At 74.4% G+C, this 15,825-nt stretch carries 14 protein-coding genes; 3 read left to right on the top strand and 11 right to left on the bottom strand.

From position 1 onward, the window contains the following. Positions 1–233: 233 nt before the first annotated feature. Both ACIQKA_RS18135 and ACIQKA_RS18130 read right to left on the bottom strand, forming a co-directional pair. A complete protein-coding gene (locus ACIQKA_RS18135; protein ID WP_383154679.1) occupies positions 234–1,361 on the bottom strand; it encodes an AI-2E family transporter in 1,128 nt (375 codons plus the stop codon). A gap of 447 nt (positions 1,362–1,808) precedes the next feature. Next, the gene (locus ACIQKA_RS18130) at positions 1,809–2,003 is read right to left on the bottom strand and encodes a DUF3046 domain-containing protein (protein ID WP_383154633.1); all 195 of its coding nucleotides are present in this window, start codon (positions 2,001–2,003) and stop codon (positions 1,809–1,811) included. A gap of 79 nt (positions 2,004–2,082) precedes the next feature. Between ACIQKA_RS18130 and ACIQKA_RS18125 the strand changes: the two genes are divergently transcribed. Beyond that, a complete protein-coding gene (locus ACIQKA_RS18125) occupies positions 2,083–3,012 on the top strand; it encodes a hypothetical protein (protein WP_383435602.1) in 930 nt (309 codons plus the stop codon). 36 nt (positions 3,013–3,048) lie between these two features. On the opposite strand, the gene ACIQKA_RS18120 is transcribed toward ACIQKA_RS18125, so the two are convergent. The 3 genes from ACIQKA_RS18120 to ACIQKA_RS18110 all read right to left on the bottom strand — a co-directional run bounded on the left by ACIQKA_RS18120 (position 3,049) and on the right by ACIQKA_RS18110 (position 5,253). Continuing rightward, positions 3,049–3,357, bottom strand: a complete 309-nt coding sequence (locus ACIQKA_RS18120; protein WP_383154637.1) for an AzlD domain-containing protein — start codon at positions 3,355–3,357, stop codon at positions 3,049–3,051. Further along, entirely contained in the window at positions 3,354–4,121 is a 768-nt protein-coding gene (locus ACIQKA_RS18115) for an AzlC family ABC transporter permease (RefSeq protein ID WP_390111760.1), read from the bottom strand. Before ACIQKA_RS18115 ends, ACIQKA_RS18120 begins: the two co-directional genes overlap by 4 nt. 262 nt (positions 4,122–4,383) lie before the next feature. After that, positions 4,384–5,253 (bottom strand): AraC family ligand binding domain-containing protein, encoded by an 870-nt coding sequence (locus ACIQKA_RS18110; RefSeq protein ID WP_391096275.1) that lies wholly within the window; start codon positions 5,251–5,253, stop codon positions 4,384–4,386. A gap of 137 nt (positions 5,254–5,390) precedes the next feature. Between ACIQKA_RS18110 and ACIQKA_RS18105 the strand changes: the two genes are divergently transcribed. Together ACIQKA_RS18105 and ACIQKA_RS18100 are read left to right on the top strand one after the other, a co-directional pair. Further along, complete coding sequence (locus ACIQKA_RS18105; protein ID WP_402541501.1) at positions 5,391–10,040, top strand: DEAD/DEAH box helicase; 4,650 nt, start codon at positions 5,391–5,393, stop codon at positions 10,038–10,040. Positions 10,041–10,509: 469 nt separating this feature from the next. Then, positions 10,510–11,325, top strand: coding sequence for an Fpg/Nei family DNA glycosylase (locus tag ACIQKA_RS18100; protein ID WP_383154647.1), 816 nt, complete (start codon positions 10,510–10,512; stop codon positions 11,323–11,325). Between the two features lie 75 nt (positions 11,326–11,400). On the opposite strand, the gene ACIQKA_RS18095 is transcribed toward ACIQKA_RS18100, so the two are convergent. The 6 genes from ACIQKA_RS18095 to rimO form a co-directional block, all read right to left on the bottom strand. Next, positions 11,401–11,670, bottom strand: coding sequence for a hypothetical protein (locus tag ACIQKA_RS18095; protein WP_402541500.1), 270 nt, complete (start codon positions 11,668–11,670; stop codon positions 11,401–11,403). 104 nt (positions 11,671–11,774) lie between these two features. Next, positions 11,775–12,245, bottom strand: coding sequence for a Dps family protein (locus ACIQKA_RS18090; protein WP_383154652.1), 471 nt, complete (start codon positions 12,243–12,245; stop codon positions 11,775–11,777). Between the two features lie 156 nt (positions 12,246–12,401). After that, on the bottom strand, positions 12,402–12,785 hold the full coding sequence (locus tag ACIQKA_RS18085; protein WP_356547254.1) for a helix-turn-helix transcriptional regulator: 384 nt from the start codon (positions 12,783–12,785) through the stop codon (positions 12,402–12,404). Between the two features lie 94 nt (positions 12,786–12,879). Then, positions 12,880–13,617: a nicotinamide-nucleotide amidohydrolase family protein gene (locus tag ACIQKA_RS18080; protein ID WP_383154654.1), complete on the bottom strand. Its 738-nt coding sequence runs from the start codon at positions 13,615–13,617 to the stop codon at positions 12,880–12,882. Beyond that, positions 13,614–14,291 carry a CDP-diacylglycerol--glycerol-3-phosphate 3-phosphatidyltransferase gene (pgsA, locus tag ACIQKA_RS18075; protein ID WP_402541498.1) on the bottom strand — a complete coding sequence of 226 codons (678 nt, stop codon included), beginning with the start codon at positions 14,289–14,291 and terminating at the stop codon, positions 13,614–13,616. Before pgsA ends, ACIQKA_RS18080 begins: the two co-directional genes overlap by 4 nt. Next, a complete protein-coding gene (rimO, locus tag ACIQKA_RS18070) occupies positions 14,288–15,781 on the bottom strand; it encodes a 30S ribosomal protein S12 methylthiotransferase RimO (RefSeq protein ID WP_402541497.1) in 1,494 nt (497 codons plus the stop codon). The genes pgsA and rimO overlap by 4 nt, the downstream gene beginning before the upstream one ends. Between the last annotated feature and the right edge of the window lie 44 nt (positions 15,782–15,825).

Here is a 15,825-nt window from a genome sequence, read left to right as displayed (position 1 = left end):
GGGCCGCGCTGCCGCTGGCCGGGCGGGCGGCCGACCCCGCCACGCTCGCCCTGCTCGTGCCCGTCCTCCTCGCCGTCACCCCCCTGCTCGTGACCGCCCAGGCCTGGACCCGGTACGCCTACCGGCACCGGGTCACCCACCCCTCGTACCTCTGGGCCCCCGCCCTCCCGGCCGAACCCCCGTGCTCCCGAAGCGGATCGGCCCTCCGGCACGAATCGGTCCTCCGGTGCGGATCAGTCCTCCGGCGCGGACTCCTTCTTGTGGTGCAGGGCCTTCTGCAACCGGGCGACCACCGCCTCCCCGTACCTGCGGTGGCCGTGGACGCGCGGGTCGTCCGTCACGTCGTACCGCTTCACGTACGCGCCGAGGAAGGCCTGCAGGGTGGCGACGGCCGGAATCGCGATCAGCGCGCCGACGGCCCCGAGCAGCGCCGTGCCCGCGATGACGGAACCGAAGGCCACCGCCGGGTGGATGTCCACGGTCTTCGAGGTGAGCTTCGGCTGGAGGACGTAGTTCTCGAACTGCTGGTAGACGACCACGAAGCCGAGCACCCACACCGCGTACCAGGGGTTGACGGTGAAGGCGATCAGCATCGGCAGGGCACCGGCCAGATAGGTGCCGATGGTCGGGATGAACTGCGAGACCAGACCGACCCACACGGCGAGCGCCGGGGCGTACGGCACGTCCAGGATCTCGAAGAGAACGAAGTGCGCGACGCCCGAGACGAGGGCCATCAGACCGCGCGAATACAGATAGCCGCCGGTCTTGTCGACCGCGATCTCCCACGCCCGCAGCACCTCGGCCTGCCGGGCGGGCGGCAGGACGGAGCAGAGCGCGCGCCGCAGCCGGGGCCCGTCGGCCGCGAAGTAGAACGAGAACAGGAAGATCGTGAGGAGCCGGAACAGGCCGCCGAGGACGGTGGCGGAGACGTCGAGGACGCCGGAGGCGCTGTTCTGCACGTACCGCTGCAACCAGTCGGACTTGAGCAGGCTGTCCTGGACCTCGACCCTCGACAGGTCCGTGTGGAAGCTGTCGTTGATCCATTTGATCAGCGAGTCGAGGTACTTGGGGAAGTTCTCGACCATGTCGACGATCTGCCCGGCCAGCATCGACCCCAGGAGGACGACGAAGCCGACGCCGAAGACGAGGACGGCGAGGAAGACCAGGAAGGTGGCGAGGCCCCGGCGCATCCCGCGCGCGGCCATCCGCCCGACCGCCGGTTCGATGGCGAGGGCGAGGAAGAAGGCCAGGAGGATGTTGACGAGGAGGCCGACGAGCTGGTGGAAGGCCCAGTTGCCCAGCAGGAAGCAGGAGTAGAGGGCGAAGGCCAGGACGAGCGCGCGGGGCAGCCAGCGCGGCATCCGCGCGGTGGGGTCCGGGGGCGCGGCCGCCGGGGCGGGAGGCACGTCCACGGCGACGCCCCCTCCCGCCCCGGCGGTCGGAGCCGGAGCCGCCGGGGCGGAAGGGGCGGGGGCCGTCAGGTCGGTCGACCCGGTCCTGCCGGTGCGGCCTGTACCGCCGGGCTCGCCGGTGATCCCGCCGGGGCCGCGGGTCTCGTCGGCGCCGGCATTCCTGCCGGTGTCGCGGGTGCTGCCGGTGTCGTCGCCAGGCGTCCTGTCGGTGTCGCCGGTCTCGTCGTCACGGGTCTTGTCGGTGTCGTCGCTGTCGTCAGTCGGGGCCACCCCGCCAGTCTCGCGCACCGCGCGGACATTCCTCCCGGACCCCCGCGCTTCCCCCTCGACGGCCCCGTCCGCCGGGTCCGCGGGCGGCCCGGCCGCCGGGGCGTCCGATGATCGTCCGGCGATCGGTCAGCGCTTGTCGGCGGGCACGTCGGCGACGGCGCAGACGGCCCGCCACACGTCCTTCGCGTCCCAGCCGGCGTCCAGCGCCTCCCGCACGGTCCGGCCCCCGAGTTCCGCCATCACATGGTCGCTCGCGAAGGACTCGGCGTACGACGCGCCGAAGTGGTCGGCCATCCGTTCCCAGAAAATCGTCAACCGCATGACTCCAGTATCCCGCTCCGAAGAGTGCAGCCCGCCCCGCGGGTCTTGTCAGCGCCGCTTTCCGCCCTACGGTCGGAGCATGGCCGAAAACCCCCTCCCCTCCGCGTCCCCGACCCCTCTGGCCCGCGCCGAGCGCTTCGTCTGGCTGACGGCCCGCGTCCTCGAACAGCGCCGATTCGCCTACCACTTCCAGCGCGGCGGCGCGGACCAGGTCGAGACGGCGCTCACGGCGTACCTCAACGAGGACGGCGGTTACGGTCACGCGCTCGAACCGGACCTGCGCGGACCCGTCAGCCAGCCGCTGCACACCGCGCACGCGCTGCGGGTCCTGGACTCCGTCGGCCGCTGCGGCGGACCGCGGGTGGAACGGATCTGCCGCTACCTCACGGCGGTGTCCACGCACGACGGGGCCCTCCCGGCGATCCACCCCTCCCAGCGCGGCTACCCCTCGGCGCCGTTCGTCCCCGTCGCCGACTCCCCGCCGAGCGCGCTGCTCCCGACCGGTCCGGTGGTCGGGCTGCTCCACCGCAACCAGGTGTGGCACGCGTGGCTGTTCCGGGCCACCGAGTTCTGCTGGTCGGCCGTGGAGTCCCTGGAGAAGTCCCACCCGTACGAGGTGCAGGCCGCCGTCGCCTTCCTCGACGGGGCACCGGACCGCCCGCGCGCGGAGGCGGCCGCCGACCGCCTCGGCCGGCTCGTCCGGGAACAGGGGCTCGCCGTCCTCGACCCGGACCGCCCGGAGGACCGGCCGGTGGCGGACGGGTACGCGCCCGGGGAGCACCACTTCCCGCACGACTACGCGCGCGTGCCGGACTCGCTGGCCGCGCGCTGGTTCACGGGAGAGGAGATGGCGCGGTCGCTCGACCGGCTCGCGGCCGACCAGGAGGAGGACGGCGGCTGGCCGATCCGCCGGCCCGCCTGGGCCCCCGGCTCGGCCCTGGAGTGGCGCCCGATCGTCACCGTCGAGGCCCTGCGCACCCTCCGCGCCCACGGCCGCCCCGTCGGCTGACGGGACGGAATGGGTCGTACGGCCTCCGGGCCGGTCTCACCAGCCCAGGGCCCGCACCCCCGCCGTGACGGCGACGGCCGCGCCCACGACGACCAGGAACGGCGCCCGCAGGACGAGCGCGACGGCGGCCGCGGCGAGTCCGGCGGCGCGGGCGTCCAGGACGAGGGCGCCGCCCGTGCTGAACGTCTGCTGCGCGGTGAGCGCGGCCAGCAGGGCGACCGGGAGCAGCGCCGCGAGCCGCTGGACGAGCGGGCGTTCCAGCGCTCCGGCGGGGACGAGCAGGCCGACGAGCTTGACCAGGTAGCACCCGGCGACGGTGAGGGCGATCGCGATCCAGACGTTCATCGGGAGTCCTTCTCTCGTCGGGTCGTGGAGCCGGTCGCGGGGCCGGCCGTGGACGCGGCGCGCCGGCCCCGCGCCCAGAGCACCACGGGCGCGGCGAGGGCCGCCGCGAGGACGGGCACCCCGGCGGGGAGCACGGGCAGCAGGCCGAGGCCGAGCAGGACGGCGAGACCGGCGGTGGCCCGCTCGGTCGCGGACGTGAGCATGGGCGCGAGCAGGGCCAGGAAGACGGCGGGTCCGGCCGCGTCGAGCCCCCAGGCCGCGGTGTCACCGATCGCGTCGGCGCCGAGCGCGCCGAGCAGCGTGGTGACGTTCCACAGGACGTACAGCGTGATCCCGGTGACGGTGAAGCCGATGCGGGCGGCCCGGCGGGACGGCTGGGCGAGGGCGACCGCCGTGGTCTCGTCGATCACCCAGTGCGCCGCGAGGGGCCTGACGGCCTTCGGCAGGGCGAGGAGCTGGGAGAGCCGCAGCCCGTAGAAGGCGTTGCGGGTGCCCAGGAAGAACGCTCCGGCGGCGGCCGTGAAGGGGTTGCCGCCCGCGGCGAGCGCGCCGACGAGGGCGAACTGCGAGGCGCCGGTGAAGACGAGCAGGCTGAGGACGCAGGTCTGGAGGAGGCCGAGTCCGGAGCCCGCCGAGGTCACGCCGAAGGCGAAGCCGGAGAGCCCGACGGCGACGCCGACGCCGAGGGCGTCGCGGACGACGGCGGCGTCGGGCTTGGCCGGGGCGTCGTCGGGTGTCACGGGGGGTGCTGTCTGTTCTGCCACGTCGAGGACGCTACGGCCGCCGGGCCCCTCGGGTCTTGTACGTTCTTGCACCGGGCCGCCCGGGCCGACCGGGCTGGCCAGGCCGCCCAAGCTGACCGAGCCGACCTGCTCGACCGGATCGACCGGATCGCCCGAGCTGACCGGGCCGACCGGGTCGGCCGGATCGCCCGGATCGGCCGAGCTGACCGGGCCGACCAAGTTGACCGGGTCGACCGGATCAGCCGGTCGAGCCGGACCGACCGAATCAACCAGGCCAGCTTGATCAACCGGCCCCGCGAAGCCCCGGGACCCCGCCCGCCCCCACCCCTTTCCCTCCTCCACGCGCGCGTTGGTAAGCGCCCGGCGGCACCCCCACGCTGCGGGTGAAGTGCCGGTTGAGGTGCGACTGGTCGGTGAAGCCGACGACGGCGGCCGCCTCCGCCGGAGGGACGCCGGTGTCGAGCAGCCGCCGGGCCCGGCGTACGCGCGCGTCGGTGAGCCAGGTGTGCGGCGGCATCCCGTACGCGTCGCGGAAGGCCCGGAGCAGGGCGAAGGGGCTGGTGTCCAGCTCGGCGGCGAGGCGCTCCAGGGTCGGCGGCTCGGTCATCCGGCCCTCCAGGACCTCACGCGCGCGTGCCGCGTTCCGGGCGCCCGCCGAGCGGGGTGGGAGCGGGGCGACCGGGCCGCCGTGGCTGCGCAGCATCCGGGCCGTGACGAGCCGGAGCAGGCTGTCGGCGGCGAGCGCGTTGCCCTCCTCCGCGGCCCGGTGGACGCCGACGACGAGCCGTGCGGCGTACGGGTCGTCGATGACGGGCGAGGTGAAGCCGACCGAGCCGCGCAGGGCGAGGGTGTCGGCGGCGATCGACCGGACGATCTCCGCGTCGGGGTAGATCGTGCGGTAGGTCCAGCCCTCGGGTACGCCCGCGTGCCCGGTGTGCGGGGTGTCGGGGTTGACCAGGGCGATCTGCCCGGGCCCGGCGCGGACCAGTTCGTCGTGGTGGTGGAAGGCCTCGACGCCTTCGGTGATCGCGGCGAAGACGAAGGTCTCGTGGGTGTGGCGGGCGAAGGCCTTGCGGACGTAGTGGGCGTGCAGCAGGTCGACCCCGGGCAGCTCGGGGTACTGCCAGTACCGTGCCCGTTCCCCGCTCGCCATGCCTCCATTCTGCGCCAGGGGCGTCCGGGCCCGCCGCCGCGGTCCGGGCACACCGGAGGGTGACGGGCCGCCGCGCCGTCCGGGCGGTTTTCCACAGGTCCCGGCGGTTGTCAGTGCCCGGGTGCACGATGGGGGGCATGGTCAGGTCCGCGCTCGACTCGTTCTCCCCCGCGACCCGTGGTTGGTTCACCGGGGCCTTCGACGCGCCCACGGCGGCCCAGGAGGGCGCCTGGAGCGCCATCGGGGCGGGCTCCGACGTGCTGGTCGTCGCCCCGACCGGTTCGGGCAAGACGCTGGCGGCCTTCCTCGCCTCCCTGGACCGCCTGGCGTCCTCTCCCCCGCCCGCCGAGCCGGGGAAGCGCTGCCGCGTGCTGTACGTGTCCCCGCTGAAGGCGCTCGCGGTGGACGTCGAGCGGAACCTGCGCTCCCCGCTGACCGGCATCCGCCAGGAGTCGGTGCGGCTCGGGCTGCCCGAGCCCGACGTCCGGGTCGGGATCCGCTCCGGCGACACCCCGGCCGCCGAGCGCCGGACGCTCGCGACCAAGCCGCCGGACATCCTGATCACCACCCCCGAGTCGCTGTTCCTGATGCTGACCTCCGCCGCCCGCGAGGCCCTCACCGGCGTGGAGACGGTCATCCTGGACGAGGTCCACGCGGTCGCGGGCACGAAGCGGGGCGCGCACCTGGCGCTCTCCCTGGAGCGGCTCGACGAGCTGCTGCCGAGGCCCGCGCGCCGGATCGGCCTCTCCGCCACGGTCCGGCCGGTCGACGAGGTGGCGCGGTACCTGTCGCCGGGGCGCGCGGTGGAGATCGTGCAGCCGCCGTCGGGCAAGGAGTTCGACCTCTCCGTCGTCGTGCCCGTCGAGGACATGGGCGAGCTGGGCGGCTCCCCGGCCTCCGAGGGCGAGGAGGGCGGCGACAGGCCGTCGATCTGGCCGCACGTCGAGGAGCGGATCGCCGACCTCGTGCAGTCCCACCGCTCCACGATCGTCTTCGCCAACTCCCGGCGCCTGGCCGAGCGCCTGTGCAACCGGCTCAACGAGATCGCGTACGAGCGGGCGACCGGCGAGCCCCTGCCCGAGGGGGCTCCCCCGGCCGAGGTCATGGCCCAGTCGGGGGCGGCGCAGGGCGCCCCGCCGCTGCTCGCCCGGGCCCACCACGGCTCGGTGTCGAAGGAGCAGCGCGCCCAGGTCGAGGAGGACCTGAAGGCGGGCCGGCTGCCCGCCGTGGTGGCCACCTCCAGCCTGGAGCTGGGCATCGACATGGGTGCGGTGGACCTGGTCGTGCAGGTCGAGTCGCCGCCCTCTGTGGCCTCCGGGCTCCAGCGGGTGGGCCGCGCGGGCCACCAGGTCGGCGCGGTGTCGACGGGCGTGGTCTTCCCCAAGTACCGGGGCGACCTGGTGCAGGCGGCCGTGGTCACCGAGCGGATGCGCTCGGGCGCGATCGAGTCCCTGCGGATCCCCGCCAACCCGCTGGACGTGCTCGCGCAGCAGCTGGTCGCGATGGTCGCGCTCGACACCTGGCAGGTGGACGACCTGCTCGCGGTGGTGCGCCGGGCGGCGCCGTTCGCCTCGCTGCCCGAGTCGGCCTTCACGGGCGTCCTCGACATGCTGGCGGGCCGGTACCCTTCGGACGCCTTCGCCGAGCTGCGCCCGCGCGTGGTCTGGGACCGGGTGGCCGGGACGGTCACGGGCCGGCCGGGCGCGCAGCGGCTCGCCGTCACCTCGGGCGGCACGATCCCCGACCGGGGCCTGTTCGGCGTCTTCCTGGCGGGCTCGGACCCCAAGAAGGGCGGGGGCCGGGTCGGGGAGCTCGACGAGGAGATGGTGTACGAGTCGCGGGTGGGCGACGTGTTCACGCTCGGCACCACCTCGTGGCGGATCGAGGACATCACCCGGGACCGGGTCCTCGTCACCCCCGCGCCCGGCGCGCCGGGCCGGCTGCCGTTCTGGAAGGGCGACCAGCTGGGCCGCCCGCTCGAACTGGGCCGGGCGGTGGGCGCGTTCCTCCGCGAGATCGGCGCCCTCACCGACGAGGACGCGCGGCTGCGGCTGCTCGCCGCCGGGCTCGACGCGTGGGCCGCCGGGAACGTCCTCGCGTACCTCGGTGAGCAGCGCGAGGCCTGCGGCCACGTGCCGGACGACCGGACGATCCTGGTCGAGCGGTTCCGGGACGAGCTCGGGGACTGGCGGGTCGTCATCCACTCCCCGTTCGGGGCGCAGGTGCACGCCCCGTGGGCGCTGGCCCTCGGTGCCCGGCTCGCCGAGCGGTACGGCATGGACGCGCAGGTGATGCACGCGGACGACGGCATCGTGCTGCGCCTGCCGGACGCCGACCTGATGGGCCTGGACATGGGCCTGGACCTGCTCGACCACGAGCCGGTCGACCCGGGCCGCCACGCGGACACCGCGTACGACGCGGACAAGGCGCCCGTCGGCGCGGCCGACGCCCTCTTCGACAAGGGCGAGATCGGGCAGATCGTCACCGACCAGGTGGGCGGTTCCGCGCTGTTCGCCTCCCGCTTCCGCGAGTGCGCCGCCCGCGCCCTGCTGCTGCCGAAGCGGAACCCGGGCAAGCGCACCCCGCTGTGGCAGCAGCGGCAGCGCGCGTCCCAGCTCCTCCAGGTGGCGAGCGAGTTCGGCTCGTTCCCCATCGTCCTGGAGGCCGTCCGCGAGTGCCTCCAGGACGTCTTCGACCTGCCCGGCCTGACGGAGCTGATGGGCGACATCGAGGCCCGCCGGGTCCGCCTCGTCGAGGTCACCACCCCCGAGCCGTCCCCCTTCGCCCGCTCGCTGCTCTTCGGCTACGTGGCGCAGTTCCTGTACGAGGGCGACTCACCGCTCGCGGAGCGGCGGGCCGCCGCGCTCTCCCTGGACTCCCGGCTGCTCGCGGAGCTGCTCGGCCGGGCGGAACTGCGCGAGCTGCTCGACGCGGACGTCCTGGCGGAGCTGGAGCGGGAGCTCCAGTGGCTGACGGAGGACCGGCGGATCAAGGACGTGGAGGGCGTCGCCGACCTGCTGCGGGTCCTGGGTCCGCTCACCGGTGCCGAGCTGGCCGAGCGCGGCGCCGAGGCGGGCTGGGCGGGCGAGCTGGAGGCGGCGCGGCGCGCGATCCGGGTGCGGATCGGGGGCCGGGAGCACTGGGCGGCGATCGAGGACGCGGGCCGGCTCAGGGACGCGCTGGGCACGGCCCTGCCGGTCGGCGTCCCCGAGGCCTTCACCGAGCCGGTCAAGGACCCGCTGGGCGACCTCCTCGCCCGGTACGCGCGCACGCACGGCCCGTTCACCTCCTCCCGGGCCGGCGAGCGCTTCGGCCTGGGCACGGCCGTCACCGACGGCGCCCTCCAGCGGCTCGCGGCGTCCGGCCGGGTCGTCCAGGGCGAGTTCCACCCCTCCGGCATCGGCCAGGAGTGGTGCGACGCCACCGTCCTGCGCCGGCTCCGCCGACGCTCCCTCGCGGCCCTGCGCCACGAGCTGGAGCCGGTGCCCCCGGCGGCCCTGGCCACCTTCCTGCCGCAGTGGCAGCACCTGGGGAGCAACAGCCTGCGCGGCATCGACGGCCTGGCGCGGGCGGTCGAGCAGCTCCAGGGCGCGCCCGTCCCGGCCTCGGCCCTGGAGAAGCTGGTCCTGCCGTCCCGGGTCAGGGACTACTCCCCGGCGATGCTGGACGAGCTGACGACCACCGGCGAGGTGGTGTGGGCGGGCGCGGGTTCGCTGCCCGGCAAGGACGGCTGGGTCTCGCTCCACCTCGCGGACACGGCCCCGCTGCTCCTGCCCCCGCCGCATCCGCTGGAGCTGTCCGCGCTGCACGAGTCGGTGCTCGCCGTCCTCTCCGGCGGGTACGGCCTGTTCTTCCGCCAGATCGCCGACCAGGTGCGGGCGACCACCCATCCGGACGCCACCGATCCGCAGCTCGCCGACGCGCTCTGGGACCTGGCCTGGTCGGGTCGGCTCACCAACGACACCCTCGCCCCGCTGCGGGCGCTGCTCGGCTCGGGCCGCACGGCCGGTTCCACCGCGCACCGCGCGCGCCGCACGGTCCCCCGCGGCCGGTACGGCACCCTGACCGCGTCCGCCCGGCCGGTGTCCCGCACGGGCCCGCCCACGGTATCCGGCCGCTGGTCGCTGCTGCCGCCGCCGGAACCGGAGCCGACGCACCGGGCGCACGCCCTGGCCCGCACCCTGCTCGACCGGCACGGCGTGGTCACCCGGGGCGCGGTGGCCGCCGAGGGCGTGGAGGGCGGCTTCTCCGCCGTGTACCGGATCCTGGCCGCCTTCGAGGACAGCGGCCAGGCCCGCCGGGGCTACGTCGTGGAGGGGCTCGGCGCGGCCCAGTTCGCGATGGACGGCGCGGTGGACCGGCTGCGGGCCGCGGCGACCGCACGCGACCGGGGCGTCGAGGCGGCGTCCGGGCCGCGCGCCCTCGTCCTGGCGGCGGCCGATCCGGCGAACGCGTACGGGGCCGCCCTGTCCTGGCCCGAGCCGCCGGCCGGCGCCGGGCACAAGCCGGGACGCAAGGCGGGCGCGATGGTGGTCCTGGTCGACGGCGAGCTGACGCTCTACGTGGAGCGCGGCGGCAAGACGCTCCTGTCCTGGCCCACCGACCCGGACGACCCGGCCCTGACGGCGGCGGCCGAGGCCCTGGCCGCGTCCGCCCGCGCGGGCGTCCTGGGCACGGTCACGGTGGAGCGGCTCAACGGCGTCCCGGCCCTGACCTCCCCGCTGGCCCGCCCCCTGGAGGCGGCGGGTTTCCTGGCCACTCCCAGAGGCCTGCGGCTGCGCGCCTAGGGGGTGTGTCGAAAGTAGCGCCGTCTGCCCGGAGGGCAGGCCCGGCGGTGTCCGGTGCGTGCGATCGCAAGGCGGAGGGTCGCCCCGACACTGGTGGTACCGGGCGATCCCGACAACGCGGCCGGGGGTGCCCCCGTGCCCGCAGGGCTACGGGGGAGTGCGTGCCGGACACCGCCGGGCAGGCGGGACTTTCGACACACGCCCTAGGGGGCGTCTTGTCGATCGGGCCGGATCAGGCGCCGGACACCGCGAGCCCGGCATGATCGGCGAGGCCCTCCCCGGGGCGTGTCCGGCGGATCGGGGCCGGGGCTGGCCGTGCCGGGCGTCGCGGCCCGGTCCCGAGCCGCGACGGACAGGCCTTGGCCGCCGCGCGTCCGGGAAGAAGCCCGGAAGGAGGCCGGAAAGGACCCGGCCGCCCGGCGCCCCCCGTCCCAGCGCCGTTCCGAAAGACCGTGACCCGAGGAGGACCGTGCCCGAAGGAGACACCGTCTGGCAGGTGGCCCGCCGTCTGCACGCCGCGCTCGCCGGGCGGGTGCTGACCCGTTCGGACCTGCGGGTGCCCCGGTTCGCCACCGCCGACCTCACCGGCCGCGCGCTCCTCGACGTCACTCCGCGCGGCAAGCACCTGCTCGCCCGGATCGAGGGCGGGCTCACCCTCCACTCCCATCTGCGGATGGACGGCGCCTGGCGGGTGTACGCCACCGGGGAGCGGCCCCGCGGCGGCCCCGAGCACCAGATCCGGGCCGTCCTGGGGAACGCGGAGTCCACCGCGTACGGCTACCGGCTCCCGATCGTGGAGCTCCTCAGGACCGACGAGGAGTCGCGGGTGGTGGGCCATCTCGGGCCGGACCTGCTCGGCCCCGGCTGGGACCCGGAGGAGGCCGTGCGCAGGCTGACGGCCGATCCGGCGAGGACGCTCGGGGAGGCCCTCCTCGACCAGCGGAACCTGGCCGGCATCGGCAACGTCTACAAGTCGGAGCTGGCGTTCCTCGCCGCCGTCACCCCCTGGCTCCCCGTGGGGGAGCTGGAGCCGGGCGTCCCCGCCCGTCTGGTGGCGACCGCCCACCGCCTGCTCGACCTCAACAAGGACCACCCGGACCAACGGGTCACCACCGTGCGCCGCCCCGGCACCCCGCTCCACGTCTACGGTCGCGCTGGTCGCCCCTGCCTGCGCTGCGGTGCCCGGATCCGCAAGGCGGAGCTCGGGGACCGGGTCACGTACTGGTGCCCGGAATGCCAGAAGGGCCCGCGCCGGGAGGAAACCGGCACGAGCCCGTCGATCTGATCACCGCTGATACCCCCGTCGGCCGCGGCCCGCCGATACGCCCGGCGGCCACGGCCCACGTCGTTTCCCGCTCCGTCACGTCGGACCGGAGCCGGCGCCCCACCGCCGGCGCCACGGCGTCCTGCCGATCCGCCGGGCGAGCGCGCCCGGCGGTCCCGACGAGGCGGCCACGTGCACGGGCAGCAGGCTCAGGCCCCAGCCGCCCGCCGCGATCACTCCCTCGACCGGCCCGGTCTCGCCCGGGACGAGCAGCAGGCGCAGCACGGCCCACCACCAGAGCCCCCCGGCCACCAGCCCGACCGCGACCAGCGCGAACGTTGCCGGCGGAAACCGTCGCCGTACCATGGCCGCCTCCTGCGGTCGACGCTAGACCGACAGGATCACTCTGCGGGAGGGCGCACCGGGGCCCGCCCCGGCGCGCGCCGTGCGTATCAGCACGCCCCGCCGCCTCAGACGCTCTCCGCCTGGAACATCCACGCGTGCTTCTCGAGCTCGCCCGTCAGGGCGATCAGGATGTCCTGGGTGACCGGGTCGGGGTCACCGGTCGCGTCGATCCGCTCCCGCATCCGGGTGGTGACGGCGCCGAGGGCGGCGACGAGGATCCGTACCGCCTCCTCGTCCTTGATCCAGCCCTCCGGCACGGTCGCGATCGCGCTCGAAGACGCGACGGTCGCCGCTCGCCCGTCCGGGTTGACGCCCAGGGCGGAGGCCCGCTCGGCCACGGTGTCGGAGTGCGTCCGGGCCGTGGTGACCACTTCGTCGAGCTGGAGGTGGACGGAGCGGAAGCGCGGTCCGACGACGTTCCAGTGCACCTGCTTGGCCACCAGGGAGAGGTCCACCAGGTCGACCAGGGCTCCCTGGAGCGCGTTGCCGACGGTCTTGAGGTCGGTCTCGGACAGCGTGCTCTTCACGACAGACATGCGGAATCTCCAACCAGTCGAACGTTTCCCCACCATGGCACGCCTCACCGGAACCCGGCATCTCAAACAAACCGGCCCAAAGAAATCCCGGAAAGGGCGAAGCCCCGGTCGGCGTCCCTCGCGGGACACGGACCGGGGCTTCGCCCTCGTTTCGGTTCAGGCGGCGACGACGTCGACCGCTTCCGCGGGCGCCTTGATGGTCACCCGCTCGGTGGACACACCCGCCACCGACGTCACCGACACCGAATTGAGCATCGGACGAACCGGTGCCGGCACCTGTTCGCTCGCTGCTGCCGACTCGGCCAGTTCGGCCAGCGACAGCTCGTCGCTCACTTCGCGCATGAGCTCGGACATCCGTACGTCCAACGCGTCGCAGATCGCGGAGAGCAGCTCGGAGGAAGCCTCCTTCTGCCCCCGCTCCACCTCGGAGAGATAGCCGAGCGAGACTCGGGCGGACGAGGAGACTTCGCGCAGAGTACGGCCCTGGCGCTGGCGCTGCCGACGCAGCACGTCACCCAGCAGGCGACGGAGCAGAATCATCGGTGGCTCCCTCCTCGGACCGCGTAGCCGCATCCTTCACGCCCCACCGTACCGCCTCGCGCCGCGGCCGTGCGGGGAGCGATGTCGTGTTCACTCAGGGCTGCAAACATCCATTCCCCCCGTTCTGTTCCGTATCCTGTGCCCGCACATTTCCCGAGAGTTCCCCGCAGAGCAGTTCGAGCACGATCCGTACGCTCTCCCTACGGATTTCCCCACGACCGCCGTTCAACCTCAACGGGACCACTTTCCCCACGGGAGACCCTGCCGGAGACTCCCCCGGGGACCTCGTGGGAGAACCTGCCCGAGCCCCCTCAGGGAACCCCGTGGGAGAACCCGCCGGGGACCCTTCCGGGGACCTCGTGGGAGGCGCTTCAGGAGACTCCCCCGCGGTCCTCGTCGGAGACCCCTCCGAGGATCCTGCCGGAGCCCCCTCCGGAAATCCTGGAGCGCCCGTCCGGGCCGCCTCCCGGGCCGGGCCCGCGACCGCCACGTAGACCGTTCCGACCGGCTGCCCGTCCTGCGGTTCCGGGCCCGCGACCCCGGTCGTCGCGATGCCCCAGTCGGCGCCGAGCCGGACCCGCACACCGGCCGCCATCTGCGACGCGACCTCGGGATCGACCGCGCCGCGCTCCGCGAGCAGGGCCGCGTCGACACCGAGGAGCTCGTGCTTGAGGGCGGTGGCGTAGGCGGTGACGGAGCCCCGGAAGGAGGCGGACGCGCCGGGGACCCCGGTGAGCTCGGCGGCCACCAGGCCGCCCGTGAGCGACTCCGCGACGGCCAGTGTCTGGCCCCGCTCGGCGAGCAGCGCGAGCACCCGGGCGGCCTCGGTCATCGTGCCGCCGCCGCCGAGCGCTCGGCGGCGGCCCGCTCGGCGGCGATGCCCCGGCGCCGCAGCACGGCGGCCTGGCGCACGTAGTCGAGGCCGGTGACGACCGTCAGCACGACGGCCACCGTCATCACCCAGAAGCGGAAGGTGGCCAGCGGCCCGGTGAGCATCAGCACGTACATGCCCACGGCCGTGCCCTGGGCCAGGGTCTTCATCTTGCCGCCGCGGCTGGCGGGGATGACCCCGTGCCGGATGACCCAGAACCGCATCAGGGTGATCCCCAGCTCCCGGGCCAGGATGACCGCGGTCACCCACCAGGGGAGGTCCCCGAGCGCGGACAGGGAGACCAGGCCGGCCGCCATGATCGCCTTGTCCGCGATCGGGTCGGCGATCTTCCCGAAGTCGGTGACCAGGTTGTACGTACGGGCGAGGTGCCCGTCGAAGACGTCCGTGATCATGGCCACCGCGAACGCCGCCCAGGCCCAGGCCCGCCACGCGGGATCGTGCCCGCCGTCCTGGAGCAGCAGCACCACGAAGGCGGGCACGAGCGCCAGCCGGATCATGGTGAGGATGTTCGCGATGTTCCACAGGCTGGCCTGGTCGACGGCCACCGCCCCCAGCTTGCCGCGGGGCGTCGGCCTACCGGTCCCGCCCGTCGCGGATGCCGGGACTCCGGTCATCTGCCCGCCTCCTCGAAAAGACACTCGGCCACCAGGTCGACGCCCTCCGTCCCGACGACCTTCGCCCTGACCATACGGCCCGGGGCCAGGTCGGGGTCCGTGCCGTCGGCCGTGACGAGGACCACCTGCCCGTCGGTCTCGGGGGCCTGGTGGGCGGCGCGGCCGATCCAGCCGTCCTCCTCGTCCAGGGTCTCGACCAGTACCTCCAGGGTCTCGCCGATCCGCTCCTCCGCGCGCTGCGCGGTGAGCTCCTCGGCGAGCCGGGAGAGGTGGGCGAGCCGCTTGTCGACGACCTCCTGGTCGAGCTTGTGCTCGTACGTGGCGGCCTCGGTGCCGTCCTCGTCGGAGTAGCCGAAGACGCCGATGGCGTCGAGGCGCGCGTGGGTGACGAAGCGTTCCAGCTCGGCGAAGTCCGCCTCGGTCTCGCCGGGGAAGCCGACGATGAAGTTGGAGCGGGCGCCGGCGGTGGGGGCCTTGGAGCGGATGGTCTCCAGGAGCTCCAGGAAGCGGTCGGTGTCGCCGAAGCGGCGCATGGACCGCAGCACGTCGGGGGCGCTGTGCTGGAAGGACAGGTCGAAGTACGGGGCGACCTTCTCGGTGGAGGTGAGGACGTCGATCAGGCCAGGGCGCATCTCGGCGGGCTGGAGGTAGCTGACACGGACGCGCTCGATGCCGTCCACGGCCGCCAGCTCGGGCAGCAGGCCCTCCAGGAGGCGGATGTCGCCGAGGTCCTTGCCGTAGGAGGTGTTGTTCTCGGAGACCAGCATGATCTCCTTCACGCCCTGCTCAGCGAGCCAGCGGGTCTCGTTCAGCACGTCCGAGGGGCGGCGCGAGACGAAGGAGCCGCGGAAGGAGGGGATGGCGCAGAAGGTGCAGCGGCGGTCGCAGCCGGAGGCGAGCTTCACGGAGGCCACGGGGCTGGCGTCCAGGCGGCGGCGGAGCGGCGCGCGCGGACCGGAGGCGGGCGCGAGGCCCTCGGGCAGGTCGGCCGGGACGTCGGCGGGGACCTCGGCGCCGTCGCCGTGTCCCGGCAGGGCCACGGCGGCCGCGGCCTCCTGGCGCTCCACGGGCGAGAGCGGCAGCAGCTTGCGCCGGTCGCGGGGGGTGTGGGCCTCGACGCTGCCACCGCTGAGGATGGTCTGGAGGCGGTTGGAGATGTCGGCGTAGTCGTCGAAGCCGAGGACGCCGTCGGCCTCCGGGAGGGCTTCGGCGAGCTCCTTGCCGTACCGCTCGGCCATGCAGCCGACGGCGACGACGGCCTGGGTCCGGCCGTGGTCCTTCAGGTCATTGGCTTCGAGCAGGGCGTCGACGGAGTCCTTCTTGGCGGCCTCGACGAATCCGCAGGTGTTGACGACGGCGACGTCCGCTTGCTCGGCGTTCTCGACGAGCTCCCAGCCGTCCGCTGCCAAGCGGCCTGCGAGCTCCTCCGAGTCCACCTCGTTACGGGCGCAGCCAAGAGTGACAAGGGCGACGGTACGGCGTTCGGGCATGGACTCAAGACTACTTCGTCCCGGCCGTTCCCCCGTCGCGCAGG

The sequence above is a fragment of the Streptomyces sp. NPDC092045 genome (genome assembly GCF_044756005.1).
Classification (GTDB): domain Bacteria; phylum Actinomycetota; class Actinomycetes; order Streptomycetales; family Streptomycetaceae; genus Streptomyces.
Note: the sequence above shows the minus strand (reverse complement) of the source record. Positions and strands in the feature narration are given on the sequence as shown.